Annotated in this window: 23 protein-coding genes; 9 read left to right on the top strand and 14 right to left on the bottom strand. The window is 38.2% G+C overall.

The features are described from left to right. Positions 1 to 104 precede the first annotated feature (104 nt). Entirely contained in the window at positions 105 to 731 is a 627-nt protein-coding gene (locus H9565_RS12955) for a GntR family transcriptional regulator (RefSeq protein ID WP_246560609.1), read from the top strand. 269 nt (positions 732 to 1,000) lie between these two features. Beyond that, complete coding sequence (locus tag H9565_RS12950; protein ID WP_215440314.1) at positions 1,001 to 1,144, top strand: hypothetical protein; 144 nt, start codon at positions 1,001 to 1,003, stop codon at positions 1,142 to 1,144. Here the strand turns inward: H9565_RS12950 and H9565_RS12945 are convergent. The 8 genes from H9565_RS12945 to H9565_RS12910 all read right to left on the bottom strand — a co-directional run bounded on the left by H9565_RS12945 (position 1,141) and on the right by H9565_RS12910 (position 8,716). Continuing rightward, the gene (locus H9565_RS12945) at positions 1,141 to 1,812 is read right to left on the bottom strand and encodes a haloacid dehalogenase type II (RefSeq protein WP_215440313.1); all 672 of its coding nucleotides are present in this window, start codon (positions 1,810 to 1,812) and stop codon (positions 1,141 to 1,143) included. The genes H9565_RS12950 and H9565_RS12945 overlap by 4 nt on opposite strands. A gap of 24 nt (positions 1,813 to 1,836) precedes the next feature. Continuing rightward, positions 1,837 to 2,103, bottom strand: coding sequence for a protealysin inhibitor emfourin (locus H9565_RS12940; RefSeq protein ID WP_215440312.1), 267 nt, complete (start codon positions 2,101 to 2,103; stop codon positions 1,837 to 1,839). Continuing rightward, the gene (locus H9565_RS12935) at positions 2,103 to 3,119 is read right to left on the bottom strand and encodes a M4 family metallopeptidase (protein ID WP_215440311.1); all 1,017 of its coding nucleotides are present in this window, start codon (positions 3,117 to 3,119) and stop codon (positions 2,103 to 2,105) included. Before H9565_RS12935 ends, H9565_RS12940 begins: the two co-directional genes overlap by 1 nt. A gap of 112 nt (positions 3,120 to 3,231) precedes the next feature. Then, positions 3,232 to 4,317, bottom strand: a complete 1,086-nt coding sequence (locus H9565_RS12930) for an amidohydrolase family protein (protein WP_215440310.1) — start codon at positions 4,315 to 4,317, stop codon at positions 3,232 to 3,234. Beyond that, positions 4,301 to 4,909: a nucleotidyltransferase family protein gene (locus H9565_RS12925; protein WP_215440309.1), complete on the bottom strand. Its 609-nt coding sequence runs from the start codon at positions 4,907 to 4,909 to the stop codon at positions 4,301 to 4,303. Before H9565_RS12925 ends, H9565_RS12930 begins: the two co-directional genes overlap by 17 nt. Then, entirely contained in the window at positions 4,909 to 5,919 is a 1,011-nt protein-coding gene (locus H9565_RS12920; protein ID WP_215440308.1) for an XdhC family protein, read from the bottom strand. The genes H9565_RS12925 and H9565_RS12920 overlap by 1 nt, the downstream gene beginning before the upstream one ends. Before the next feature lie 50 nt (positions 5,920 to 5,969). Next, positions 5,970 to 8,198: a xanthine dehydrogenase family protein molybdopterin-binding subunit gene (locus tag H9565_RS12915; RefSeq protein WP_215440307.1), complete on the bottom strand. Its 2,229-nt coding sequence runs from the start codon at positions 8,196 to 8,198 to the stop codon at positions 5,970 to 5,972. 56 nt (positions 8,199 to 8,254) lie between these two features. After that, positions 8,255 to 8,716, bottom strand: a complete 462-nt coding sequence (locus tag H9565_RS12910; protein WP_215440306.1) for a (2Fe-2S)-binding protein — start codon at positions 8,714 to 8,716, stop codon at positions 8,255 to 8,257. Positions 8,717 to 9,123: 407 nt separating this feature from the next. Between H9565_RS12910 and H9565_RS12905 the strand changes: the two genes are divergently transcribed. The 3 genes from H9565_RS12905 to H9565_RS12895 all read left to right on the top strand — a co-directional run bounded on the left by H9565_RS12905 (position 9,124) and on the right by H9565_RS12895 (position 11,640). Continuing rightward, positions 9,124 to 10,209: a vWA domain-containing protein gene (locus H9565_RS12905; RefSeq protein ID WP_215440305.1), complete on the top strand. Its 1,086-nt coding sequence runs from the start codon at positions 9,124 to 9,126 to the stop codon at positions 10,207 to 10,209. A gap of 216 nt (positions 10,210 to 10,425) precedes the next feature. Then, complete coding sequence (locus H9565_RS12900) at positions 10,426 to 11,253, top strand: OmpA/MotB family protein (RefSeq protein ID WP_215440303.1); 828 nt, start codon at positions 10,426 to 10,428, stop codon at positions 11,251 to 11,253. A gap of 210 nt (positions 11,254 to 11,463) precedes the next feature. Then, positions 11,464 to 11,640: a hypothetical protein gene (locus tag H9565_RS12895; protein WP_215440301.1), complete on the top strand. Its 177-nt coding sequence runs from the start codon at positions 11,464 to 11,466 to the stop codon at positions 11,638 to 11,640. Positions 11,641 to 11,658: 18 nt separating this feature from the next. On the opposite strand, the gene H9565_RS12890 is transcribed toward H9565_RS12895, so the two are convergent. Genes H9565_RS12890 through H9565_RS12875 form a run of 4 tightly spaced genes read right to left on the bottom strand, consistent with a single transcriptional unit; the run spans position 11,659 to position 15,227 of the window. Further along, positions 11,659 to 13,125: a M14 family metallopeptidase gene (locus tag H9565_RS12890; protein WP_215440299.1), complete on the bottom strand. Its 1,467-nt coding sequence runs from the start codon at positions 13,123 to 13,125 to the stop codon at positions 11,659 to 11,661. Next, the gene (locus H9565_RS12885; protein ID WP_215440695.1) at positions 13,122 to 13,769 is read right to left on the bottom strand and encodes an N-acetylmuramoyl-L-alanine amidase; all 648 of its coding nucleotides are present in this window, start codon (positions 13,767 to 13,769) and stop codon (positions 13,122 to 13,124) included. Before H9565_RS12885 ends, H9565_RS12890 begins: the two co-directional genes overlap by 4 nt. Positions 13,770 to 13,816: 47 nt before the next feature. After that, positions 13,817 to 14,233, bottom strand: coding sequence for a 3D domain-containing protein (locus H9565_RS12880; RefSeq protein WP_215440297.1), 417 nt, complete (start codon positions 14,231 to 14,233; stop codon positions 13,817 to 13,819). 34 nt (positions 14,234 to 14,267) lie between these two features. Then, positions 14,268 to 15,227, bottom strand: a complete 960-nt coding sequence (locus H9565_RS12875) for a 2-hydroxyacid dehydrogenase (RefSeq protein WP_215440295.1) — start codon at positions 15,225 to 15,227, stop codon at positions 14,268 to 14,270. A 96-nt stretch (positions 15,228 to 15,323) separates the two neighbouring features. Here H9565_RS12875 and H9565_RS12870 point away from each other — a divergent pair, with 96 nt between their 5' ends. Continuing rightward, entirely contained in the window at positions 15,324 to 16,652 is a 1,329-nt protein-coding gene (locus H9565_RS12870) for a serine hydrolase domain-containing protein (RefSeq protein ID WP_215440293.1), read from the top strand. Positions 16,653 to 16,926: 274 nt separating this feature from the next. On the opposite strand, the gene H9565_RS12865 is transcribed toward H9565_RS12870, so the two are convergent. After that, positions 16,927 to 17,769: a 1,4-dihydroxy-2-naphthoyl-CoA synthase gene (locus H9565_RS12865; RefSeq protein ID WP_215440291.1), complete on the bottom strand. Its 843-nt coding sequence runs from the start codon at positions 17,767 to 17,769 to the stop codon at positions 16,927 to 16,929. A 326-nt stretch (positions 17,770 to 18,095) separates the two neighbouring features. Between H9565_RS12865 and H9565_RS12860 the strand changes: the two genes are divergently transcribed. The 3 genes from H9565_RS12860 (at position 18,096) to H9565_RS12850 (ending at position 23,471) form a co-directional block, all read left to right on the top strand. Next, a complete protein-coding gene (locus H9565_RS12860) occupies positions 18,096 to 20,717 on the top strand; it encodes a PAS domain-containing sensor histidine kinase (RefSeq protein ID WP_215440289.1) in 2,622 nt (873 codons plus the stop codon). 5 nt (positions 20,718 to 20,722) lie between these two features. Further along, positions 20,723 to 21,130, top strand: a complete 408-nt coding sequence (locus H9565_RS12855; protein ID WP_215440287.1) for a response regulator — start codon at positions 20,723 to 20,725, stop codon at positions 21,128 to 21,130. 106 nt (positions 21,131 to 21,236) lie between these two features. Further along, entirely contained in the window at positions 21,237 to 23,471 is a 2,235-nt protein-coding gene (locus tag H9565_RS12850; protein ID WP_215440285.1) for a PAS domain-containing sensor histidine kinase, read from the top strand. A gap of 1 nt (position 23,472) precedes the next feature. On the opposite strand, the gene H9565_RS12845 is transcribed toward H9565_RS12850, so the two are convergent. Further along, on the bottom strand, positions 23,473 to 24,720 hold the full coding sequence (locus H9565_RS12845) for a glycosyltransferase (protein WP_317195442.1): 1,248 nt from the start codon (positions 24,718 to 24,720) through the stop codon (positions 23,473 to 23,475). Positions 24,721 to 24,785 lie beyond the last annotated feature (65 nt).

The raw sequence follows: 24,785 nt of genomic DNA, 5'->3' as shown, positions 1-24,785 counted from the left end.
GACCAAATACACTATTCCAAGTTCAATGAACAACAAACCTGAAATCAGTTCACTTAAAAAAACATTGTAAAATCGTATACGATAACTATATTTACGATATGGGAATGAGTATCATATTACGCGATAAAGTACGGGAACACCTTTTACGACAAATGCAAAAGGGAGATTTACAACCCGGACAAGGTATTAACCTTGCCGCCTTATCCCGTAAGTTAAACGTGAGCGTTACCCCTATTCGTGAAGCACTAACTCAGTTACAGCAGTCCCATATTGTGCGGGCCATTCCCAACCGTGGTTTTGTAATTGCCGCCGTAAATCCGGAAGAGGCCAAAAACCTATATGAGCTTGTGGCCCATTTAGAAGTTCTTGCCCTGGAGGAATCTACGTTTAACGAAAGTGCCATTAATAAACTCAAAAAACAAAGAGACGCCATTGCCAATGCGGTAGATGCACTGGAACGTGTTAATGCGTATATGGAATTTCACCGGTTACTAACTTCCAATTACAAAAATCCCGTTTTTCAACAGATTCTAAAAGACCTCAAAACCCGTGTGTTTTTCTATGAGAGAGCTTTTATGTCCAATGATTCTTTTCATTACAACTCCAACGATCAACATGATGCCATAATCTCCGCCATTGAAGATGACAATATCCCTTCGGCAGCATTGGTTTTAAAAATGAATTTAATGCTCGTTAAAAGTTACATAGAAAAGCAACTTGTAGTTTTATAGATTCTTCAACAATATTCTTAAATCACTTCTTTTTTTAAGCCATTCTTGTGTTTTTGAATCAGTATTCTATGCGATATCACACAAATCGTTGCATACCTTTATACTGTTCATTTTCAAGGGTTCAATTATCAAATCACAAAGTTTTTGTAAAATGATATCCCCTTTTAAAATACCGATTTACATTTGACTTGTAATTCGACTAAAAATCGAAAAGAAAGACAACAATTTTAAACTGAAGACGTTTTAACGATACCTTAAAAATAGAAAACATGGGTTACTTATCACCTCAAATAGAAGTTTTGGCCAGAAAGAAAAAACAAGAAGAAAAATCTTTGATCAAGAAGGAATATTCTTGTGGTATTTTTCAAGATTATGGCAATCTAGACGAAAAAGAAAGTCTAGCAAAGCTTTAATTTTCTGTAATTACACGGGCAATCTCTAGAATAGTTTTGCCCTCTATCTCAGGCATCCCCTTTAACGGATAAATGGCGTGATTTTCGCGTGCAACAAAGGCTGTTCGTAAACCGGCCCGTTTAGCGCCCAAAATATCCCATCCGTGGGCTGCCACCATCATAGTGTTTTCTGCCGATTCACTCATTTTTGCCAGAACTGCATTATATGATGAGCCTTCAGGTTTATAACGCGCCACGACATCTACCGACATAATAGCATCAAAATAAGATGCCAAACCAGCAAACTCCAATTGCTCGTTCAAAACCTTTTCATTTCCATTAGAAAGCGCTACCAACTTTATATTTGCTTCCTTTAAGAGGTTTAGACCTTCTTTTACATCATCATGCGCAGGCAATTTTTTTATATTCCCTAAAATGCTATCTATTTGAGCATATGAAAGGTTTTTACCGAACTTTTTCATAGTCATTTGTAACGTTGCTTTTCCAACAGCACTAAAATCTTCATAATTACCCGTTAGGGTCTCCACCAAGGAATAATGCAACAAGGTCCTGAACCATATTGAAAAAGCATGCTGAGAAGCCAAAGCCGTGTTTATAGCTTCCTCCAAGGGCTTCATGTTTAAAAGTGTCTCGTTTATGTCAAAAATAAGCAGTTTAGGTTTCGTCATTTTATATTTCAGTGAACTTGCAGTTCAGTTGTTTCCTTTTTGAATATCCGTAATAAAAGTGCGGATGGTACTCGGAAGATTGGACTCATTAAACTGAGATTCATAAACTCCGTTATTATCCATAAGCTTTACGGTATACGTAAAACCGTCCCGTATTTGACTATTTTTTTCTTGCTTTTCCGCAAGGGCATTCAGCATTTCTTCTTCCTTGGCTTTATCCAAGTCTATTTCACCTTCAAACTGTCTGGGAATTCCCGTAAATCCGCCTTCTATGTTTATATGATATTTCATTAGACAACAATTGGGGTTAGACCTACTTGCGAAAAACTCGTACTTACCGCCTCAACAGCGGCTTCAGCAACTCTATTTTCCGACACCAGCTTCTGTGCGGTACTTACCAATGTTTCTACCATATCATTAAAATCTGCCGTACGCCAGAGTGATTTTAATGTTTCGAACCAAATTAATGCACAATCATCAATGCCAATTTCCAAACAACAGAGATAAAAAGCTTTATTGGGTATACCTGAATTGATGTGCACCCCTTGGTTATCCCCTGCTCCGTTGTAATAATTATCCATGTGGTCTGGCTGTGTATCAAAATCATTGGCCGTACCGGGAGCTTTCATAGAACGAATGGCCACCCCGGGAAATGCCTCCGTTACCACACTATCTCCAATAAGCCAATCCGCTTCGGAAATATCCTGTTTTAGAAACTTTTGCTTGATGACCGTACCAAAAACATCCGAAAAATGCTCGTTGAGCGCCCCAGGTTGACTTTGATATTCCAAGTTGGCGAAAAACTGGGTTACGCCATGTACCAACTCATGGGCTACAACATCTATGGCACTGGCAAAATCAGTGAATTCTTTACCATCGCCGTCACCATACGTCATTTCATCTCCATCCCAGTAGGCGTTATTATATGCTTCGCCATAATGCACATTAGAAATAATATCCAAACCGTTTCCATCAATGGAATTAAGACCAAAAGTCTCTCTAAAATAATCACGAACAAAACCCGAGGTCTCATATGCCTTATTCACACTTTCATCCTCTACATCATCTTGCCCCTCTTTTCGCACCAACTCCAACCTTTGCTCGAACTGATTTTTAGAATCATAGATAAAACGCTCTCCATTACCTTCCGCTTCGTTCCGTAACAAAAGATTGTTTAGACTGCTTCGTCTGCGATCAACAATTCTAGCCGAATCATTTAAAGCTCTTTTACAACTGGTATTACCGTGTTTTGCCAATTTTTCAAGTAAATAAGGCGGAATTATAAAGCAGTGGGTCTTTGAGCACATAGGTTTAGGGTTTAGGGTTTAGGGTTTAGGGTTTAGGGTTTTAATTTCGTTCGATTTTAACGTATTCGCAAAAAATAAGCGTTAAGATTTTCTACGGATGTTGTAAAGCCGATTAGTCAACCGGAAACAAGCTTTTATCTAATCCAGGGACCAAACTAAGCGCATTCTTATAATAGACTTTCTTAAGAACTTCATCCGGTAAGTTTAAACCGTACATTGCCCAAAACGCGTGATACTTTTTATAATAAGGAAAGTATTCATCATTTGTTTCCAAGACCCTAAAATAGGTTGGAAATTCTTCCGGTTTCCAGCTATCCTTTCCGAATAAAATGCGGTCTTGATACTTGATGAAAAACGCTCGCGCATTTTGCGGCTGACGCCCTAACTCTGCAATGACGGCCGCTATACCTACGTACATATTGGGAATTTCGTCTAAAAACTTTCCTAATTGCTGTAAATCGTTGGCATACCAACCCATATGGGCGTTTATGAATTTTGTTTTGGGATGTTTTTTGAACATACGGTGCTGTTCATCAATTATCTGTTGCCACGGCGCTGGGTCTGTATCGGAACGCTTACGGCGTGAGTGTGTTTTCAGCTCCAACCAACGTTCATTATCAGAATTCATATCATCCCAAAATGATTTTGGATCTGCGGAATGAATCAACACCGGCACACCTAGTTCCCCACATTTTGCCCAAATAGGGTCTAAACGGGCATCGTCTACGGCTAGGCGTTTTCCATCACTATCTAGATTCCGAAGGCCCAAACTTTTAAAAACTTTTAAACCTCTGGCACCTTTTTCAATATCAGCTTCCAATTGTGCCACCGTTCTTTCTGTCCAACCAGGTTTTCCGGCGCCATCAAAATCTACATTGGCAAAAACAACAAACCTATTGGGGTAATTCTCCGCAATATTGTCTACACTTTTTGCAAGTTCATTACCGGAACCGCCACTTAGGTTCACCATGACTCCTTCGTTTAGGGCATCCATATCGGCAACCAAGTTTTTAAGACTTTGCGCACTCATATTTCTCTGGTGACTATGAATATCAATAAAGGGATACTTGGCCCGCTTTATCTCATGACCGGGAACAACCAACGTAGACTTTGGGTTGTATTCCTCAAAACTCATTTCTTGAGCCGCTAGGCCACCACTGACCAATACTAAAAACGCAATATTAAGTTTCAGGTTCATTCCTCTGTTTTAGTTGTTCATAATCTTCTGCCGTGTCAATATCCACTACACAGTCACCTGCGGAAATTGTTATAATTTCTTCCCGCTCCAGCAGCTGTTTTGCCCCAAAATCCTTATCCAGCTTTAAAAGCTCGTCAAAATAGCTTCTGGGGAAAAGAGCGGGTACTCCCGCCCTATTCTTATAAGCCGTAGCAATTATTCTATTTTGGTTATCGGACGATGCTTCGATCAACGAGTTTAAATACTCAAAATTAATTAAAGGCTGATCCGCCAACATTATGAGTACTCCTGAAATAGTGTTTCTCGATTGCAGCAACTCTCTTACACCACAAGCAATGGAACTACCCAAACCGGATTGCCACAAGGGATTTTCTATACAACGCTCCCCTTCTTCTAGATGAGATTGTATCATGCGGGCATTGGCTCCTAAAACCGTCATCACTTCCGTACCATTTGAGGCTTTTGCTGTCCGGATCGCATGTTCCAATAACGACGTGTTTTCCCAAGGCAACAATTGTTTTGGCCTACCCATTCGCGAAGAAGCTCCTGCGGCCAAAATTAGAATAGCAATGTGGTCAGGGGTCTTCTTCATTAAGTATGTATACTTCCCAATTTGTTCTTGAGCATAATAGGCTCCTTATTTCTTGTAACCGAAAGTATTTCCGATAAAATTGCCAATGCGATTTCCTGAGCGGTTTCCGCTCCAATATCCAAACCGGCTGGACCATGGATCATATCAAAAAATGTGTCCGAAACTTCAGGGCAATGATCCATGAATTCATTCAATAACTTCTCCCTTCGCTTTGCGGGACCCAATAAGCCCAAGTACACAGGAGCCGATTCTTTGATAGCTAACAAATACTTTAAGTCACGAACATAACTATGTGTCATTAAGATAATTGCCGTTTGTTTATCTATATCAGGAACGGATAAAGTTTCAGGCTCTTCGGTAATAAATATGTTGGCTCCGGGAAAGTCCGTTATACTTTTTTCCTCTGCCGCCGAAGCTACAACCGTTACTTCCCAACCCGTTAGCGAAGCATAGGAACATAGTTGAACCGCATCGTGTTCAGCACCAATAATAACCAATTTGAAACAAGGCTTAATGTCTTGTTCAAATACCATTCTATCAGCATTCAAAAGCGCAGTAGCCCTAAATCCAATTTTTTCTCCGTTAAACACCAAAAACGAACTCAGGTCCGCATAACTTCCTTCTTCCTTTGTATAGGACGAAATTATTTTAAACTGTTTTCTACTTTCTAAAATGAAATCAAAAGCATTGAGAAAATCAACCTCTGGAACAAACGGTTCTATTAAAATATACAATATACCTTCGCAACCCAAGCGATAGCGCCCATCATAAATCATCATTTTTGGCGTATCGTCCTTAAAAACTGTTTCTGCCTGCCTAACAATTTCTTTTTCTACACAACCACCACTTACGGCCCCAACTCTTTTTCCGTCTTCTCGAATGAGCATACGCACCCCAGGCCTACGGTACGAAGAGCCCTCTAAAGCAACGACCGTCGCGAGGACGGTCTTTTGCTTCTTTTTTTTAGCGGCTTTATAAGCCCTAACTATGTTTTTTAGTTCATGCGTCATATAAACCGTAATCGGATTAAAGAAAATGATTTTTTATCATGGTCTATTTTCTAGCCCAATATCTCTTCTTCTTTTACCTTCCACAATTCTGCGTCTTGGATAAAAGGTTGCTTGTATACCCTTTTGCCCGTTGCTACTTTTAGCGCATTGGCCACGGCCCCACCTGCTGGCGGCAGCGTTGGCTCTCCCAACCCTGTTGGAGAAAGTTCATTTTGCACCAAATGTGTTTCTACCACAGCAGCTTCTTTCATACGTCCCAAACGGTATTTATCGTAGTTGTTGGCCGTAGGCTGTCCGTTTTCAAATCCAAAACTGCCGTACATACTATGTCCTATACCGTCAACAATACCACCTTCAATTTGGTTTAATGCTCCCATTGGGTTGATTACAATTCCGCAATCTACAACACAGGTTACTTTTTTAACTACCGGTAGACCATTTTCAATCTGAACATCGGCAACTTCCGCAACGTGCGTATTATGGCAATAGTATGCCACAAACCCTTGGTAAGTTCCTTTAGGCTGTTTTCCCCAACCGGATTTATCAACGGCCATTTTTATAATATTTTGCATGCGCTCCGGCGAATATTGAATTCGTTCATCTTCCGTACCTTTTACCTTTTCCAAAAGGTCTAAACGCATCTTAATTTTATCAACTTCCATTTCTTCGGCAAGTTCATCAAAGAAACTTTGCTCCGCATATGCTAGGAAGTTTGTATATGGTGCACGCCATGCCCCAGTGGTAATATTACTTTTATAATTGGCTACATCTACCTGATAGTTCTCTACGGCACCTGCTGGAAAGAAATTAGGAATTAGACCATACATGTTCACATTAATGGCCGCTTCTTTCAATTGATAACCGGTTAATTGCCCATCTTTAATAGCGGCTTTAATCCTATATTTAATGGCCGGTCTGTAAACACCGGTAGACATATCATCTTCTCGTGAAGAAACCATTTTAATTGGTTTTCTTACAGCATTACTAATTTCTGCAGCTTCATATACAAAATCGCCATAGAGCCTTCTACCGAAACCACCTCCCATTCGGGTCATTTCCAAGTGAATGTCCTCTACATCACGTCCTAAAAGTTCTGCTACGGTATTGGCCGCATCTTCTGGAGTTTGCACAGGACCTACCAAATGAATTTTTTCATCGGTTACGTTGGCAAAAAAGTTCATTGGCTCCATACAGTTATGAGGCAAGAAAGGCGATTCATAAGTGCGTTCCAAAACTTTATCCGCTTGCGCAAATGCCTTATCAACATCTCCATCCTTACGCATGGTAACAAATTCCTTACCATCTAAAAGGGCATTTAATTTTTCATCATGAAATTCATTGCTCTCCAAAGGAGTAGCTTCTTTCCAAGTAGCTTTAATCGCTTTTTTACCTTTAAAAGCGTCCCAAGTAGTTTTTGCCAAAACCACAACTTTACCTGACCCACTAAGTTGGGCCGTCCAGTTTACTTTTTCTCCACCTAATAAGGCTTTTGCTTTGTCTCCAATCTGAATAACATCTATTACTCCCGGAAGCGCTTTAGCCTCTGTAGCATCAAAAGAGACTAATTCTTGCCCAAAAGCGGGAGGTCTAAGAACGGAAGCATAAAGCATTCCTTCTTCCTTATAATCAATACCAAATAATGGTTGACCCGTAACAATTTTATCAATATCTACATTACGCCTATCCGTACCTATGATCTTATAATCCTTAGGTTCTTTTAGAGTAACGTTTTCAGGCACTTCCAAAACAGCGGCTTCATCTACAACATCACCGTAACTTAAGGTCTCGCCTGCTTTGTTCGTAATTATTCCTTCGCTTACGGAAAGTTCCGATGCATCTACGTTCCAACGTGCCGCAGCGGCATTCACCAACATTTGCTTGGCCGTAGCCCCTGTTTGGCGCAAGGCATCCCATCCAAAACGAATAGACTGGCTACCGCCTGCAATTTGTCTTGTATAGTTCTTTGTGTCCAAGGCCCCTTGTTGCACATATACCTTATCCCAAGAAACATCTAGTTCCTCGGCTATGATCATAGGCATGGAAGTTTTTACACCCTGTCCAATTTCCGGGTTGGGCGAAAAAATAGTTACCGCACCGTTTTTGGCTATTTTTATAAAGGCGTTAAAATCATTGTAATTTAAATCTGCCAGATCCACTGGAGGTTTTACATCTGACTTACAGGCTGTAAAAAGGTTGAAGCCTATTAAAAGGCCACCACTCGCCAACGACGACGTTCGTAAAAAATTTCTTCGACTAAATTGTATGGATGATTGTGACATGAGCAGTTTGTTATAGAATTGCGGCTTTTGTTCAATTCAAAAGCATAATAGAATTTTTAGGCCATTTTTTCGGCAGCAACACCAACCGCTTTCTTGATACGGTTATATGCGGCACATCTACAAATGTTACCGTTCATTGCATCTTTTATTTCCTCTTCGGTCGGATTTGAATTTTTTGCCAGAAAAGCAGAAGCCGTCATCATTTGACCGGCTTGGCAGTAACCACACTGTGGCACGTCTACTTCTTTCCATGCTTGTTGTACGGGATGCGAACCATCTTCGGACAAACCTTCTATTGTGGTGATTGACATTCCTTCTGCCGAGGCTACAGGTAAAGAACAGCTTCTAGTAGCGTTACCCTCTACATGAACCGTGCATGCACCGCATTGAGCAATTCCACAACCAAATTTTGTGCCTACCATATTTAAATGGTCGCGTAACACCCACAATAATGGGGTATCTTCACTTGCTTCTACCGTTTGGGACTTTCCGTTTACCGTGAGTTGATAGGTTGGCATATATTTTCTTTTAATTAAGTTTCTGACTTTAACCTTTACAAGGTATTAAAATTTTAATCTTTCAATCGTATTTTAACAATTTCTTTAGCTTTAACTAGCACTATTTCAACACGAATTTTTCAAAATCCCCTTACCGGTAGTGTATAAAGTTCTCACTAACACAATTAAGACACACATATAAATCATCTTACCTCTAACATTTACAGAGTTTTATGTTGATTTTTTACGTTCTTGCCAGAATTTCATTTTCTATTCAATTCAACAAAGGATATCCAAAAATAGTTTTGACCGGTTCCGAAAATCCATACCAAAGCTTGTCATTAACATTCTTTAACATCTTTTTTTTCCGTCATCATACTTTTAATTGAAAATTTGCGTTGTGATGGTTGAACGTAAAAACCTTGAAAATGAATTCCTCCTTAAATCGTATTTTATTTTTATTCTCAATTGTATTGTTCGTTTCCTGTGGAAATGCCGATGATGACGTAAATTATGCCTTGAATACAGGCGATGGACTCGGAAAAGGACAGCCAGTTGACAAATGTCTTGACCTTGGGGAAAATGACCTAATACTTTCCATACAAGATCAATTTACTAAAGACCCTGGAAAAGTTTCTGTTTTCTTTAAAGTTTCCAATAGTGACGGTACACCGGTATCAGGATTGACCGCAGACCAGTTTACTATTTATGAGCAAGGCCGAAATGATGAGTGTTTTAATACTATTTCAACTTCGGAGTCCAATGCCAGAATTTCACCTAACGAGCAAATATTTTCTAGCAACACCTTGTTAATACTAGATTTAAGTAATAGTGTTTTAAGCGGTAGTTTGGAAGAATTGAAAAGTGCTAGTACCAGCTTTGTTAACACGGTAATGCCGGCCACTACTCAGGAATCGTACAAAATGGCTATCTATTGGTTTGATGGTGAAGATGTCCTGCACGAACTTAACCCTCTAACTTCTGAAAAATCTGAATTGACCGAAGCTATTGCCGGACTCAATAAAGATATAAGCGGTGATGTTTCTACAGACCTTTACGGAGCTGTTATTAAATCTACCGATATAGCCTCAGATTTACTGAGCGAAAGTACAAAGGGAGATAAAATTGGGGCTGCATCCGTAGTTATATTTACGGATGGTAGAGACCAAGCTTCACGCTACTCTAAAGAAGCCGCTCAGAAAAAGGTTGATACGGCGGATCCAAATATTTCTTTTTTCACTATTGGTTTAGGAGCTGAAATAGATACGGAAGCGTTAACCGCTATTGGAAAAACCTCTAGTGAGTTTGCGGCAAATAAGGAAGAATTGGAAGATACTTTTAATAAGATATCCGATTTGGTTTCCGAAAGAGCAAGTAGTTTTTACCTTTTTGAGTACTGTAGCCCAAAAAGAGGTGGTGACAATAACTTGGCTATTCAAGTTAAAAAAGGAAGCTTGCAAGGTGCCGTTCAGACGAAATTTAATGCTGACGGCTTTACCGGAGGCTGTGAATAAGACTTTGGTTCTTATCAAAATATAAAAAAAAGACACCTAAATTAGGTGTCTTTTTTTATGGCCATATTAAAACTGTGGCATCTCAATATCAAATAATTACGCTGCTATTCAACCTGTTTCTATAACAGATAATCGAAAAATGTTAATAGGCTTTAACATCTAATTATAGCCCTGCTTCGTATTACTAGTAATCAATATTATAACAAAACATTTAAAATGAAAAAATCGATTATCCTAAGTACGCTTGCCGTTACGTTAATGGCATCTTGTGTTTCTAAGAAGAAATATGTAGCTCTTGAGAATAATTTATCAGAAACGCAGAGCGCATTAACGAAGACTCAAGTTGAGAAAGAAGAACTTGAAGGTAAAATGGCCAAGATAGAAGCTCGCGTTGTAGAATATAATTCTAAAATCAATTCCTTAAAGGAAATTAACGATAGCCAAATGACTTCTGTTGATGATGTTGCCGTAATGAGCAACAACACCAAAGCTAAAATGAGAGCCACACTTGCAAAAGTTGACCCTTCTAAATTGGCCGAAGCTAAAACGTTGCAAGATTCAATGAACTTGGCTATTTCTTACAACCTAAAGAAATCTATCTCTGATGATGAAGATGATGTAGATGTGAACATAGACAAGACTGTTGTTATGATAAACATCTCGGATAAACTTCTTTTTAATAGCGGTAGCTATCGTGTAAGCAGTAAGGCCAACAAGATTCTTGAAAAATTGGCTCAAGTAATCAATTCTGAACCAAGTATGGAAGTTATGGTAGAAGGTCACACAGATTCTAAAACCATTAGCACTGAAATGTTCCGTAACAACTGGGATTTGAGTGTAAAGCGTGCTACTAGCGTTGTAGATATCCTTCAGAACAAATACAAGGTAGATCCAACTAAAATGATTGCTGCCGGTAGAAGTAGCTACTTGCCTTTAGTAGATAATGATACAAGAGAAAACAGAGCAATCAACAGACGTACTAAAATTGTTATCATTCCTAACTTAAACAAGTTCTTTGCTCTTTTAGATGCAGAATCGCTTTAACAGAAAATAAACCTAAGTTAATAAACTTGATGGTTAAAAAAGGGAGAACATACCGTTCTCCCTTTTTTTGTGCCGTTTGACGAATTAAAATAATATTAAGTAGGGTTTTTGGCTACTTCGTTGTCTAAAGAACAACGAGTACCCCATATTCGAAAATGAATACCTACATCCTAAGAACACGTGCTATGCTAAATGGCAAAATTAGAACACATGGATGTATTAACAGTTATTATTCAAAACACCGCTTTAAACGGAATGCCTAAATGGTACCAGGCCTTGACCCTTTCGTTATTTGCATTAATTGCAACAATGGCAATTACAATGTACTTTAGAATTGCTATACACGCTTCGGAAATGTCCGAAATGGCTACGCGGTTTGGCTATTAAAAGCTAGCCAAAACACCCTTAGCGGTAAATCATTGCATTTTTAAAATCCGTTTTTTTATCGCTATTCAAGTCGATAAGAAAACCATTTATAACGGCATGCGTAAAGATCCCATCCTTTTTAAGAAGAAAGGTTGGGTTTAGCCCTACTTCTATTGAAAAATCAGGCACCTCATACCTCTTACCAATCATATGGATAGGAAAAGGAGATGCCAATTTTGTTGTAGGTATATTTTCGACCCGTACATAGGCATAACCGGATTTTAAAAGAGCGCGTATATCCAAGCTTCCCAAAGCTTCTATAGAACTCAATAATTTAGGGTATACTTTACCTTGAACTATGGTGTGCCCTGTAGCGTCTAAAGTTTCATATCCGTAATAGGTAGAAAGGTCTCCTTGGTCCAGTATCCTACTGCTGTACCAGAAATCGTTATGCCCTTTTTTATCTACCTCCAAACGGTTCATTCCAATATCTAAAATGTAATCTTTTCCCAAAAGAGGATATGTTGCATTTTCAATTTTAAGGTCAAAAAGTTTCCTGTCATTTTCCGGTATTTTGTCATATTCGGAAATAGCTATATCCTTATAATTTTCTTTTGCAATCGTATAGATAGCAGATAGGATAGAAACATAATTCAATTTTCTGATTTCTTGCTTTTCTACATCGTTGTGATAGCCTCCAGACTCAATTAAAATAGTACTTGTACCCCATTTTTGAATATTGTCCCCAAAAGCTCTTGGCTCAAAATCATCATTGTAACGCCCCACTTGTCCTGGGGCATATTTTTGAATAATATTGTTCATAAAGACAATAACCTTCATGGCGTTGCCCCGCCTTTCGTTTATTTCCTTTTCATAGTTGTATGCCGGCGCCAAATAAGAAATGGTAGCAGGTTTTTCGGTTCTCTCTGCATTGTAGTACGTGCTTTGGTCATGCAGGTTAAAACCAAAATCGGCATCCAAACTATCACGCACTCGTTTTAATGTTTGCCCTTCGGGGGATTGCAACCGCAATGCATCACGATTAATATCAATTCCCAAACGGTTTCTACGTTGAAAAACTTCTGCTCCATCCGGATTTAGCATCGGTAGAAAATGTAAGGTGCAATTGGCTAGAATTTCCTGTTTTTCAGAAGAAAAGTCATCACTGTTCAAAAAGTTGAAAATATCAAAAATAGCCTGTGTAGCCGTTGGCTCGTCCCCATGCATTTGTGACCACAAAAAAACATCCGTTTCGCCTTCTCCAATGCTAATCAATGATAACGAACGGCCTTCTATTGAAGTACCAACTTTTGCCACTTTAAATTTTGGATTGGTTTTGCACTTCTCTATCAAAGGCTGTATATCCTTATGCTTAATGCGGCGCTTTTCTAGTAACGGCTCTTTGTAGGTTTCGTAAGTTTCATAAAGTGAGGTGGTCAAATCTTGCTGCTGCGCGGTAGAATACAAACTTGCCAGCAGAAATAATACAGAAAAAAATGCTCTCATTGGGTAATCTGTTTTTGGGGTACGGGTTCAAAATTAAGATTTTTAACGGCCTGTCTTACCTTGTTCGTAAAATCTTGTCCGGGATCCGTTTTTACGGTACGGTAACCTTTGTCTTTTTCCAACCATAAAGGATGCCCTTCAAAATTAGTATATTCATAATGCCCTATAACAAAATCTATAGCATATTTATTGGCCAAATATTTAACCAATTCTATATTGGCTTTAAGCTGCGCTTCTGTGAGTGGTAAGGCCTCCGTGCCTCCAACATTCTCTATTCCAATAGCACAATGATTAAGACCAATAACATGTCTGGCCATTGTGGTCTCCGGTAAAAGCCGGTAAATAGTACCATCGCGGTCTACCATAAATTGAGAAGACACATTTAAACCACTTACATTTTTAATATCAGGTCGCCAATTGGGTAAGGTTGGTGGGTTAAAAGCTTCAAAAGACTCCTCTAGGCTTGGTATTACCGTCCAGTGCAAAACAATCATCTTGGGGTCTATATTAGGGCTGCTTCGCTCCAACCCGTAACGATCTTTAAGATACTCCAAGCTTAGTTGTTTGCGGGTTTCATCAAAGATTATGGGCTTATCTACAATTTTGGGAGACCGTACTGTTTCCTTTACGGGCTTACAGTGCATAAAAACTACACAGCATAAAAGCGCTGTAAGTGTTCTAATTTTTTTAATCATTCTTTTTTAATATCGGCTTCCCGCTTAACACGGTATCTAATTTTAAGTTTCTTTTTACCCCAATCCCTAGCTTTATCAACATCAGAACCCATATAAACATCAATTTTATTTTTCCATCTGCTGTTCATCTTATCCATCACCACATAAACTCCCTCTAGACCTGGAATTTTTACATGGGTACCTCGTTCCAGCCCTAAATCCAATAAATCCTTAGAAATGGCAATAGCTTTCATGCCCGGAGAAAGTGTGTCTCCCCAAGCTGCCAAACTGGGCTGGTCATCTGTCTGCCAATGAACGGAATTATAAGCGGAAACATGCACTTCTTTTGTTTTCCAGATATACTCATTCTCCTTTTCTGTACATGATTGGTACAGAAAAAGAAGCAATAGAAGTACTATTATCTTTCTGAACATAGCTAAAAAGATTTCCTTTAAAGCTACATAATTTTTAAAATACAGGATAAGGTATAGGTTCCCCTCTATGAAACGCCAAAATATTATGTGCCGCAAAAACTGACATTTGATCACGGGCCTCAACAGTTGCAGAACCAATATGTGGCGTAACCGCTACCTGCTCCATAGACAATAATGGATTATCTTCTTGCATAGGTTCAGGATTGGTAACATCAAGCCCTGCACCCCATATTTCCTTATTTTCCAAAGCAACAATCAAGTCCTTTTCATTATGGACCTGCCCCCTTGCGGTATTAACAAAAATAGTTGTAGGTTTCATTTTTTTAAATGCCTCGGCATTAAACTTGAATTTTGTTTCCGGGGTAAGTGCACAATGCACAGAAATTACATCACTCTGCTCTAGAAGTGTGTTAAAATCTACTTTTGTTGCCCCAAGTTTCTCTTCCGCTTCTCTGTTTGTAGAACGATTGCAATAAATTACGTTCATTCCATAGGCACCTTTACAACGGTGGGCAAATTCCAACCCGATCCGCCCCAATCCAAAAACACCAACAGTTTTATTTTTAAGCTCAATGCCTAAATTGGCTTGAGGTCTAAAATGTTGCCATTCACCTTTAGCAATGGTTTTGTGCATATAGAACATTTTTCGGGAAACGGCCAAAACGAGTGCAAAGGCCATATCTGCCGTAGCATCGGTCATAGAGTTGGGGGCGTTGGCAATAGGAATACCGAGCTTTTTTGCCTCCTCAACATCAATATTATCATAACCTGCCGCATATTGCGATATGATTTTTAGATGACTGTTCGCATTTAAAAAATCGGCATCCAACTTGTAGTTACTAGTGCTCAATAATACATCGTGTTTTGCCACTGCCTCATAGAGCTCTTCTTTGGTCATGGGCCGGTCCTTGGTCCATTTAGTTACTTGAAGACCTTCGCTTTTCAGCAAATCAATGCCTTTGTCGGGTATATTTAGAGGTACGAGTATTTTCATGGTAAGCAATTTATAAAATCTAACAGACTGTTTTACAAATTCAATTACTTTTACACTTTTTTGGTGTATTTTTCATCTCAACATCCCAGAAATTCCATGAAAATTTTCAAACGCATCCTTTTAATTTTATTTGTACTTCTTACCGTGGCCGTATACTTTAATTTCCCCAAACTAAATTTCATTTCTGGTTATGCCTCAAAAAATATGGCCTCAACCGTTTTTATTACGGACCGTAGTGCCGAATCCGTTCAACTAAACGATAATGATGTTCCCCTCATAAAACTTGCCGATGTTGAGACGGACGGCAAGAGTGCCTCGGCCTCTGTTTTTGGGCTTATGGAGCGAAAGGCCATCTGTAATGAAGGTTTGGGCTGTACGCTAGTAAACAATGATTATGACCCAAATACCATAATCCCCACTCCGCAGCGTGTAAAGCAAAATAATAATTTAAAATTCCCTTATGGGGATGAGGAAGCCAAAGACACCATTTTCAGCAATGTAGATTATGACCAGCTGCAGAAAGCTCTGGACCATGCTTTCTCTAACAATGACATACAAAAGACCAGAACGGTGCTTGTAGCCCATAAGAACCACATCATAGGAGAAAAATATCTGCAGGGTTTTACCAAAGACACCCCCATATTGGGCTGGAGCATGACCAAAAGCGTATTGGCCACCTTATACGGCATTTTAGAATACAATGGAAAAATAGACCTGAATACGCCCGTACTTTTAAAGAACTGGGACAAGGACAACAGAAAGAATATTACCCTGAACCATTTGTTACGTATGCAAAGCGGACTTGCTTGGGACGAGGATTATACCGCTATATCCGATGTTACACGCATGCTTTTTATGGATGCCGACATGACCAAGGCACAAGGAGAGAAAGAAGCTATTGCTGGGCCAACTGAAATCTGGAACTACTCCTCGGGCACTTCTAACTTATTATCCGGCATTTTAAGGAAAAGGTTTAAAACGCATCAAGAGTACATTAACTTTCCTTACAAAGCCCTAATTGATAAAATTGGAATGAGCAGTATGCTCATTGAAACCGATATGAAAGGAAATTTTGTAGGATCATCCTACGCATGGGCCACAACACGGGATTGGGCCAAATTTGGCCTGTTATACCTTAACAAGGGTAACTGGAACGGAGAACAACTTTTTGATGCTTCTTGGGTGGACTACGTTTCCAAACCCACTTTGTACTCAGACGGTACCTATGGCGGCCATTTCTGGCTTAATGCCAACGGAAAATATCCAGATGTACCCAGAGACCTTTATTCCGCTAATGGCTATCAGGGCCAACGTGTTTTTATCATTCCATCAAAAGATTTGGTAGTGGTACGGACCGGACTTGCCGAAGAACCCGATTTTGACATTAACCTTTTCCTCAAAAATATACTAGCCGCAATCAAATAAATCCATCATTTTAGGCTCACGAAACACGTACGAAAAAACTTAAATATCCTTTTTGCGTCGTTACACAACAACTTTACCTTGGCTCGCAACAATAGTTTAGAGAAACTACAACCTTGCCGTAAGTTTACAGTGTTACAAAAAACAAAAAGTAAATTTTTTCATTTTCATATAGTGTTCTCGATGAAAGAGCCTTTTCCTTACCGGATGGGCTTTTTCTGGTTTTAAAAGGGTTGTGTTTCAATAGTTAGACATAAAGAAATGCTTCACCAAAGTATCATGGAATATATTTATTCTTTCCAAAATTAGGTTTCCGCTTTTCTAAAAATGCGTTTCTCCCCTCTTTTGCTTCTTCAGTACCATACGCTAAACGAGTAGCCTCACCTGCAAAGACTTGTTGACCTACCATACCATCATCCGTTAGGTTCATTGCAAATTTTAGCATTTTAATGGACGTAGGCGATTTTTCAAGTATTTCCTGAGCCCATTGATAAGCGGTATCCTCAAGTTCATCATGCGGTATTACAGCATTTACCATTCCCATTTCATATGCCTCTTGAGCAGAGTAATTACGACCTAGAAAAAAGATTTCACGCGCTTTTTTCTGCCCTACCATTTTTGCCAGATAAGCCGACCCATAACCACCGTCAAAACTGGTTACATCGGCATCGGTTTGTTTAAAGATAGCATGTTCCTTACTCGCCAAGGTAAGATCACAAACTACATGAAGACTATGACCGCCTCCTACGGCCCAACCCGGTACTACCGCAATAACCGCTTTGGGCATAAAACGTATCTGCCGCTGTACTTCTAAAATGTTAAGACGGTGCATACCGTCCTCCCCTACATATCCTTGTTCTCCTCTAGCCTTTTGGTCTCCACCACTACAGAAAGCATATACGCCATCTTTGCTCGAAGGTCCTTCCGCCGAAAGTAGAACCACTCCAATAGAGGTGTCTTCCTGAGCATCATAAAAAGCCTGGTAAAGTTCACTTGTAGTCTTTGGTCTAAACGCATTACGCACATTTGGCCTATTAAAGGCTATGCGGGCCACACCATTAGATTTTTTATAGGTTATATCTTCAAATTCAATTGCTGTCTTCCAACTTGGTTTTTGCATGAGGTAATTTTTAAGCTCTTGCAAAGTAAAGCAATTTGAAAAAACAAATTAGTATTGTTGAAGCATCAAATTGTTGTTTAAGATGCACATTATCAAAAAAATTGTTACGGTCTTTTAATGTTTTGAGAAAAGATTTTAAAAAATACGTATAAGTGATAAAAAATTCATTTATTGTAAGATATTAACTATATTAATATACAATAAATTAGCTCAATTAATGTCGAATTAGTTAATATGTACCTTGGGTATCAATTTTATAAAATTTCGAACAGAAATACTTTATTCAATTAAACCTTAGTTGCTTGTAAAAGTACAAGCTTAGTTATATGAATATTGAAAATTTTCAAATACAAAATTTAGATAGCGCTATAGCAGAATTAAATGCTATAGCCAGAATAGGCTATTGGATTTTTGATATTGAAACAGGCACATATAATCTTGACCAAGTTTGTTATGAAATACTGCAATGGCCAAATGGCATTGATTTACGTGATGAAAAAACTACTGGGTATTGTAGGAATCAAAGCAAGTGGGAATTTATTAAAAAAATTATAGCAAATTCCGCTAAAACCAACACATCCTTTAACCATGAAGTTGAATTAGAAGTTCCCAACGGAACTTCAATTTGGGTACTGTTAATTGGTAAACGCATTAAATCCTCTGATGAGCGAATAAAAGTTTCTGGAATGATACAGGATATTACGGTCCGTAAAGTTTCGGAGAACGAATTAATTGAAAAAAACGAGCTTCTAAATTTCCAAGAAAACAAAGCCAGTATTGGCCATTGGAAATGGGATTTGGAAACGAATCTAATTACTTGTTCCAAAAATATATCGCGAATCGTAAAAGTGCCTTATGGAAAACGCATTACAATTGATGAATTAACGGAAGCCGTCCATCCAGAAGATATTGAAGACGTTAGGTCTTGTCTCAATAATGCTATTAAAAACAAGAAATTTGAAACATTTTTTCATCGTTTCTTACTAGATGATGGTTCTGAAAGAATTATTCAAGTTTTGGGAGAACCCATCTTAGACGAGAATTCTGATTTAATAGGTTTTATATGTAGCTCTCAAGACATTACCAAAATAAAACAATTTGAAGATGAACTTTTAGAAAAAAACCAACTCTTTAAAGTTGCTCAAGAGCGAGCTAAATTTGGATATTGGCAATGGGAGGTTGCAAGTGATACTATAATAGGCTCCGAGAATATGGCCCGTCTTCTTAAAATAGAAGAAAACTCAAAGTTTACTTTAGATACTTTATTGAAAGATGTACATCCGGAAGACGAAGACCACGTAAGAACCAGTCTAAAACAAATTATCGAGAAAAAATATTTTGACGGTTTTTCGCATCGCGTCATAATAGATAACAAACTAATCTATGTTAAAGTACAAGGGAAGGTCATAAAAGATTCAAGTGGTGAAATTGTAAATGTTCTTGGAGTTTCCCAAGATGTAACCGATCAAAAAATTATTGAAAATGAGCTTAGAAGTAACAATCAACTTTTAGGTTTTGCTGAACAAATTTCAAAAATTGGTAACTGGCAGTGGGATTTTTCCACTAACCACGTAAAATGGTCAGCCAATCTCTACCGCATTTTTGAAGTTGAAGAAGGAACACCCATTTTTTTTGATACTTATTTTGGTTTTATTCACCCGGATGATAAAGAAAGGGTTACAACCAAAATAGATGCATTAATAGAGCACAAAAAATTTGAGGGAGTTGTACACCGGATTGTACTAAAAAATGGTAAGATAAAAACGGTAGAATTATTAGCTACTGTAAACATTGACCGTTCTGATAATGTCACTGAAATGCTGGGTACTTTGCAAGATGTAAGTGAACAACGGGCAGAGGAAATGAAGTTTAAAGCTTTATTGGAATCCGCTCCTAACGCAACACTTATTCTTGGTAAGGACAACATTATACAAATGATAAACTTACAGGCAGAACGTCTGTTTGGTTATACGCCGCAGGAGCTGGTAGGCCAATCCATAGACCTTTTGATTCCATCTAGGTTTGATGAAAGACGCGCTCCTCTGAGAGATGCCTTTTACGCCAATCCAGAAATAAAAACTTATGATATTGGTGATGATTTTTATATGTACGATAAACAGAAAAATGAAATTCCCGTTGAGGTAACTCTGGGACCTCTACAATTGGAGGGAGGCTTTCTTTTATCTGTAGTAGTAAGAGATATAACGGCAGAAAAAGATTACCAGCACAAAATTTTAAAAGCTAAAGAAGAACTAGAAGTACTCACAGAAGAATTAACGGCCCAAAATCTACAACTGGCAGATTTTACCCAGATAACATCTCATAACTTACGTGCACCGGTAAGTAATCTAAATTCACTTGTAGATATTTATAAGTTGATTGATAATGAGGAAGAACGAAATGAGCTGTTCGAAAAATTTGAAACTGTAATTTCTCATCTCACCCTAACCCTTAATACGCTCATTGAAGCATTGAGTACAAAAAATGATACTTCCGTAGAGCGTAGCGAGGTTTCTTTTAGCGAAGTACTTATGAGAACACAAGAGATATTTACTGCTGAAATCTCAAAATGCAATGCCGTAATAAAAAGTGATTTTTCTAAAGTAGACACTATACAATGCCACAAAATATATCTAGATAGTGTTTTTCAAAATTTAATCGGCAACTCTTTAAAATACAAATCCAAACAACGTATACCGCAAATAGAAGTCACCTCTGAAATAAATGATGGCAACGTAATTTTAAAATTTAAGGATAACGGTTTGGGTATAGACCTTGATAAACACGGTCATAAAATTTTTGGCTTGAACAAAGTTTTCCATAATCATCCTGAAGCAAAAGGTATTGGTCTGTTTATGACCAAAACTCAAATTGAAGCTATGGGAGGAACTATATCCATAGACAGTAAAGTAAACGAAGGCACCACCTTTATTATTAATTTTTTTTAAAACATATGAAAAACCCCTTTCACCTTTGTATTGTTGATGACGATGATATCTATAGGTTTACAATTATTCAGTCCGCAAAATTCTTAAAAATCGAACATAAGACCTCGGTCTTTCCCAATGGAGAAGAAGCTATAAATTATATAACAGAAAATCAAAACAATGTAGAGGCTTTACCCAACCTAATACTACTGGACATTGATATGCCCATAATGGATGGCTTTCAGTTTTTAAAAGCTTATCAAGCTCTTGAGGACAAAATAAGCAAGAAAATTGCCATCTATATGGTTTCCTCTTCTGTAGACCCAGAAGATATTGAAAAGGCCAAAAGTTATACATCTGTTATAGATTATTTATCCAAGCCTTTAAAAAGTGAACAACTCAAAGCTATAATAGAAAAATATCTCGTTAAATAGAATTACCAGAGCATGAGAGAATTATTCATTTGAGTTATATCGCAAATTAAACGTAACTTATAAATCTATACTTGATGATATAGGCCTAAGCCCCCAAATACGGAGCATGAAAGATCATAAAAATATTATTGGCCCAGACAATGCCAGCGCAATTCGAGCTTTGCTCCGAATAGGCACTTGGAAGTTACATTTGGAAACCAATGCTTATGTTTTTGATAATGCCGCCTATGACATCCTAGAAATTCCCTATGGCACCATATTACACCGAGGACAAAATGGACCACTAGACCGACCTAAAAAAACATCAGAACAAATTGAAAAGGGTTTAAACAATCTAATAGAATTTGGCATCCCGTTTGATTATGAACTAGAGTTCACAACACCAAAAAAAAACAAAAGGTGGCTTCATATTTTGGCCATGCGAAAATTAGAAAACGGCATTTGTACGGAAGTTGTGGGTATACTCCAGGACATTACCAAAATAAACCATAGGGAGAATAAACTTTTTCAGCAAAATCAATTATTAAATCTTGCCGAACAAAAAGCAAGGTTAGGCCATTGGAATTGGGATTTTAAAACTGATACTTTTACCTGTTCTGAAAATATGTGCCGTATACTGGACTTTGATACTAATACACAAATTCCCCTAAACACTATTCTGAATAATATATATACGGACGATAAGGAATATGTTAAGGAACGCTTGGCAAGCAACCTCAAAAACAAGTATTTTGAAAACTTTACACATAGACTCGTTACCTATGACGGAGAGATAAGAACCATTGAAGTTTCAGGAGATATTTACTTGGATAAAGATGACAACATCATTAATATTCTTGGTGTTTCGCAGGATGTTACTGCTTATAAGAAAATTGAGTTGGAGGTAATCAAAAAGAATGAACTTCTGGCTTTTGCGGAACAAAAGGCATTGTTAGGCCATTGGCAATGGAATATAAAAACAGATGAAGTTTTTTGGTCTGCCAACTTGTATTATCTTTTTAAGCAAGAAGAAAACTCCAAACTAGAGTTCGATACTTATTTTGGTTACGTACATCCAAAAGACCAGCAAGCTGTAACGGTACATTTTAATAATGCTATTGAGGACAAGGTGTTCAATAAGATTATCCATCGTATTCTTTTAAAAGACGGCACTCTAAAATGGATATCGTTGTTAGGTGAAGTAATTGTTGATGAGAAAAATGAGATTACAAAGCTTGTTGGCACCTGTCAAGATGTAACCGAACAACAACAACAAGCAATAAAATTTAAGGGACTGGTTGATTCCGCACCTAGTGCTACGCTAATATTAGGTAGCGGTAATATGGTACAGATAATCAATAAACAGGCCGAAAACCTTTTTGGGTATTCCCCTGAAGAATTAGTAGGGAAATCCGTTGAATTATTAATACCTACCAGATTTGAAAAAAAGAGAGCGCCACATCGTAAAAAATTCTTAGCCAATCCCAAAGTCCAAAAAATTGATCTTGGCGAAGACTTCTATATGATTCATAAATCAGGAAAAGAGATTCCTGTTGAGGTAACCCTAGGCCCTTTGGAGACCGATGAAGGTTTGCTTATTTCTATGGCCATAAGGGATATTACCGCAGAAAAACGTTACGAACGTAAAATTTTAAGGGCAAAAGAGGAACTTGAGATACTTACCGAAGAGCTTACCGCCCAGAATTTGCAGCTTGCGGATTTTACCCAAATAACATCTCACAACCTACGCGCACCCGTGAGCAATTTAAATTCGCTCGTAGATATATATAAACTTGTTGACAACGAAGAAGAACGAAAAGAACTGTTTCAAAAATTTGAAACGGTAATAGACCACCTTACCTTAACCCTTAACACCTTAATTGAAGCTTTATCCGCTAAAAGTAACACCGCCATTTCACGAAGCGATATCAGTTTTAGTAAAACCCTGATAAAAACTCAAGAAATTCTCACTGCCGAAATCACTAGAACTAACGCAGTAATTACAAGTGACTTCACCAAAGCGGACACTATAAAATATCCCAAAATATATTTGGAAAGTATTTTTCAAAATTTGATAGGCAACTCATTAAAATACAAATCCCAAGACAGAATACCCCGTATAGAAATTACCTCAGAACTAAACAATGGCAATGTTATTTTGAACTTCAAGGACAACGGTTTGGGCATAGACCTTAATAAGCATGGACATAAAATATTTGGGCTGAATAAAGTTTTCCATAAGCATCCAGAAGCTAAGGGAATTGGTCTGTTTATGACCAAAACTCAAATTGAAGCTATGGGAGGAACCATATCAATAGCGAGCAAGGTAAACGAGGGCACTACTTTTAGTATTCAATTCTAAGTCACAAAACCTTCTTATTCTTCTCTTCTATCCATTTAGAAAGGTACTTGGTACTTTGCATACTTTGGTGTTGAAGCAAACTACCCATAAAGTTTTGCTCGCGGTGTTCTTTAAGCTTTTCCTGAATAGTATGTAATGAAGTAGCTAATCGCTCACCTAATTTCTCTTGATTATAAAGTTCATTTATTAGAGTTACCCCATTTTGCTGTGCTTCTTGCCAATTTTTCTCCGAAGTATAAAGTCGTACAGCCTCACTGGCCAATTCCTGGGGAGTTTCGGCAATTGCACCGCTCCAGTTCAAACCTTCGCGCATGCCTTCTGCCCCAATAGTTGTGGTTATACTTGGGGTTCCACTTTGCATTGCCGTGGTAAGTTTCCCTTTAATACCTGCTCCAAAGCGTAATGGAGCAAGGTTTATTCTTGCTTGCTTTAGTACGGTTATCGCATCTTCTGCCCATCCCTTTATAAAAAAACCCATGTCCGGTTTGTGCAATTGGGTTATTTGTTGCGGCATATATGCTCCATAAATGGCCACTTGAGCTTCTGGTAGCGCTTTTCGTATTAAAGGCCATATATCATGGTACAACCATTTAACGGCATCTACGTTTGGAGCATGTTTTCCGTTGCCAATACAAACAAAATTACTCCGCTCATTAAATTTTGGCCAAACTTCTTGCGTTTCCGGTGTTATGAGCTCCAAGAGAAAAGGAAGGTGCAAGAGTAAGCTTTTATCAATCCTTAGAGTTTTAGTCAATAATTCCATTTCAAATGAAGAAACCATTAATGAAAGATCGCACCTTAGCATACTTGCTACTTCACGCTTGGTTATATCATCTTTTACCCAATCCTTAACTGCAAAAGGAATTCCTTTTTTATGTGCAAGTTCCCTCACTTTTCTAAGGGAATGCAAATCTTCTGTATCAAGCACTTTTAGTGCCTGGGGCACATTTTCGGATACCCGCCAACCAAATTGTTCCTCAGTTAAAAAGCGGTCAAAAAGAACTATGTTCGGGTCTATTTCCTTTAAAACTGCATCAAAAGTGGAATCATTAAGTGCAATGGACTTTGTTTCTATTTGAAGTTCCTCCAAATCAAGTGAGAGTTCTGTTCTAGACGCAGCGCTTGTAAAGATTATTTTGTACCCTTTACTCTTAAAAAAAAGAAGAAGCTGCAACATACGGTTTCCCGCAGCCGTAGATGCGGGTTCAGGCCAGGTAAATCCTATTACCAAAAGGACACTTTGCTTCACCCTTAACTATTTTTCTATTCTGTGAATATATTGCTTTCCTAATCAGCTCCTTTTAGAAGCGGAGC

It is taken from the genome of Zobellia russellii (assembly GCF_018728565.1).
GTDB classification, from domain to species: Bacteria; Bacteroidota; Bacteroidia; order Flavobacteriales; family Flavobacteriaceae; genus Zobellia; species Zobellia russellii.
This window is presented reverse-complemented; position numbering and strand designations above follow the sequence as displayed.

Bases quoted from the DNA above. Each gene is read 5' to 3' on its own strand.
- H9565_RS12915 (WP_215440307.1), bottom strand. From the start codon at position 8,198: ATGTCACAATCATCCATACAATTTAGTCGAAGAAATTTTTTACGAACG.
- H9565_RS12890 (WP_215440299.1), bottom strand. From the start codon at position 13,125: ATGAGAGCATTTTTTTCTGTATTATTTCTGCTGGCAAGTTTGTATTCT.
- H9565_RS12910 (WP_215440306.1), bottom strand. From the start codon at position 8,716: ATGCCAACCTATCAACTCACGGTAAACGGAAAGTCCCAAACGGTAGAA.
- H9565_RS12905 (WP_215440305.1), top strand. From the start codon at position 9,124: ATGAATTCCTCCTTAAATCGTATTTTATTTTTATTCTCAATTGTATTG.
- H9565_RS12895 (WP_215440301.1), top strand. From the start codon at position 11,464: ATGGATGTATTAACAGTTATTATTCAAAACACCGCTTTAAACGGAATG.
- H9565_RS12950 (WP_215440314.1), top strand. From the start codon at position 1,001: ATGGGTTACTTATCACCTCAAATAGAAGTTTTGGCCAGAAAGAAAAAA.
- H9565_RS12875 (WP_215440295.1), bottom strand. From the start codon at position 15,227: ATGAAAATACTCGTACCTCTAAATATACCCGACAAAGGCATTGATTTG.
- H9565_RS12955 (WP_246560609.1), top strand. From the start codon at position 105: ATGAGTATCATATTACGCGATAAAGTACGGGAACACCTTTTACGACAA.
- H9565_RS12935 (WP_215440311.1), bottom strand. From the start codon at position 3,119: ATGTGCTCAAAGACCCACTGCTTTATAATTCCGCCTTATTTACTTGAA.
- H9565_RS12865 (WP_215440291.1), bottom strand. From the start codon at position 17,769: ATGCAAAAACCAAGTTGGAAGACAGCAATTGAATTTGAAGATATAACC.
- H9565_RS12930 (WP_215440310.1), bottom strand. From the start codon at position 4,317: ATGAACCTGAAACTTAATATTGCGTTTTTAGTATTGGTCAGTGGTGGC.
- H9565_RS12870 (WP_215440293.1), top strand. From the start codon at position 15,324: ATGAAAATTTTCAAACGCATCCTTTTAATTTTATTTGTACTTCTTACC.
- H9565_RS12885 (WP_215440695.1), bottom strand. From the start codon at position 13,769: ATGCACTGTAAGCCCGTAAAGGAAACAGTACGGTCTCCCAAAATTGTA.
- H9565_RS12900 (WP_215440303.1), top strand. From the start codon at position 10,426: ATGAAAAAATCGATTATCCTAAGTACGCTTGCCGTTACGTTAATGGCA.
- H9565_RS12925 (WP_215440309.1), bottom strand. From the start codon at position 4,909: ATGAAGAAGACCCCTGACCACATTGCTATTCTAATTTTGGCCGCAGGA.
- H9565_RS12850 (WP_215440285.1), top strand. From the start codon at position 21,237: ATGAAAGATCATAAAAATATTATTGGCCCAGACAATGCCAGCGCAATT.
- H9565_RS12880 (WP_215440297.1), bottom strand. From the start codon at position 14,233: ATGTTCAGAAAGATAATAGTACTTCTATTGCTTCTTTTTCTGTACCAA.
- H9565_RS12940 (WP_215440312.1), bottom strand. From the start codon at position 2,103: ATGAAATATCATATAAACATAGAAGGCGGATTTACGGGAATTCCCAGA.
- H9565_RS12920 (WP_215440308.1), bottom strand. From the start codon at position 5,919: ATGACGCATGAACTAAAAAACATAGTTAGGGCTTATAAAGCCGCTAAA.
- H9565_RS12945 (WP_215440313.1), bottom strand. From the start codon at position 1,812: ATGACGAAACCTAAACTGCTTATTTTTGACATAAACGAGACACTTTTA.
- H9565_RS12860 (WP_215440289.1), top strand. From the start codon at position 18,096: ATGAATATTGAAAATTTTCAAATACAAAATTTAGATAGCGCTATAGCA.
- H9565_RS12855 (WP_215440287.1), top strand. From the start codon at position 20,723: ATGAAAAACCCCTTTCACCTTTGTATTGTTGATGACGATGATATCTAT.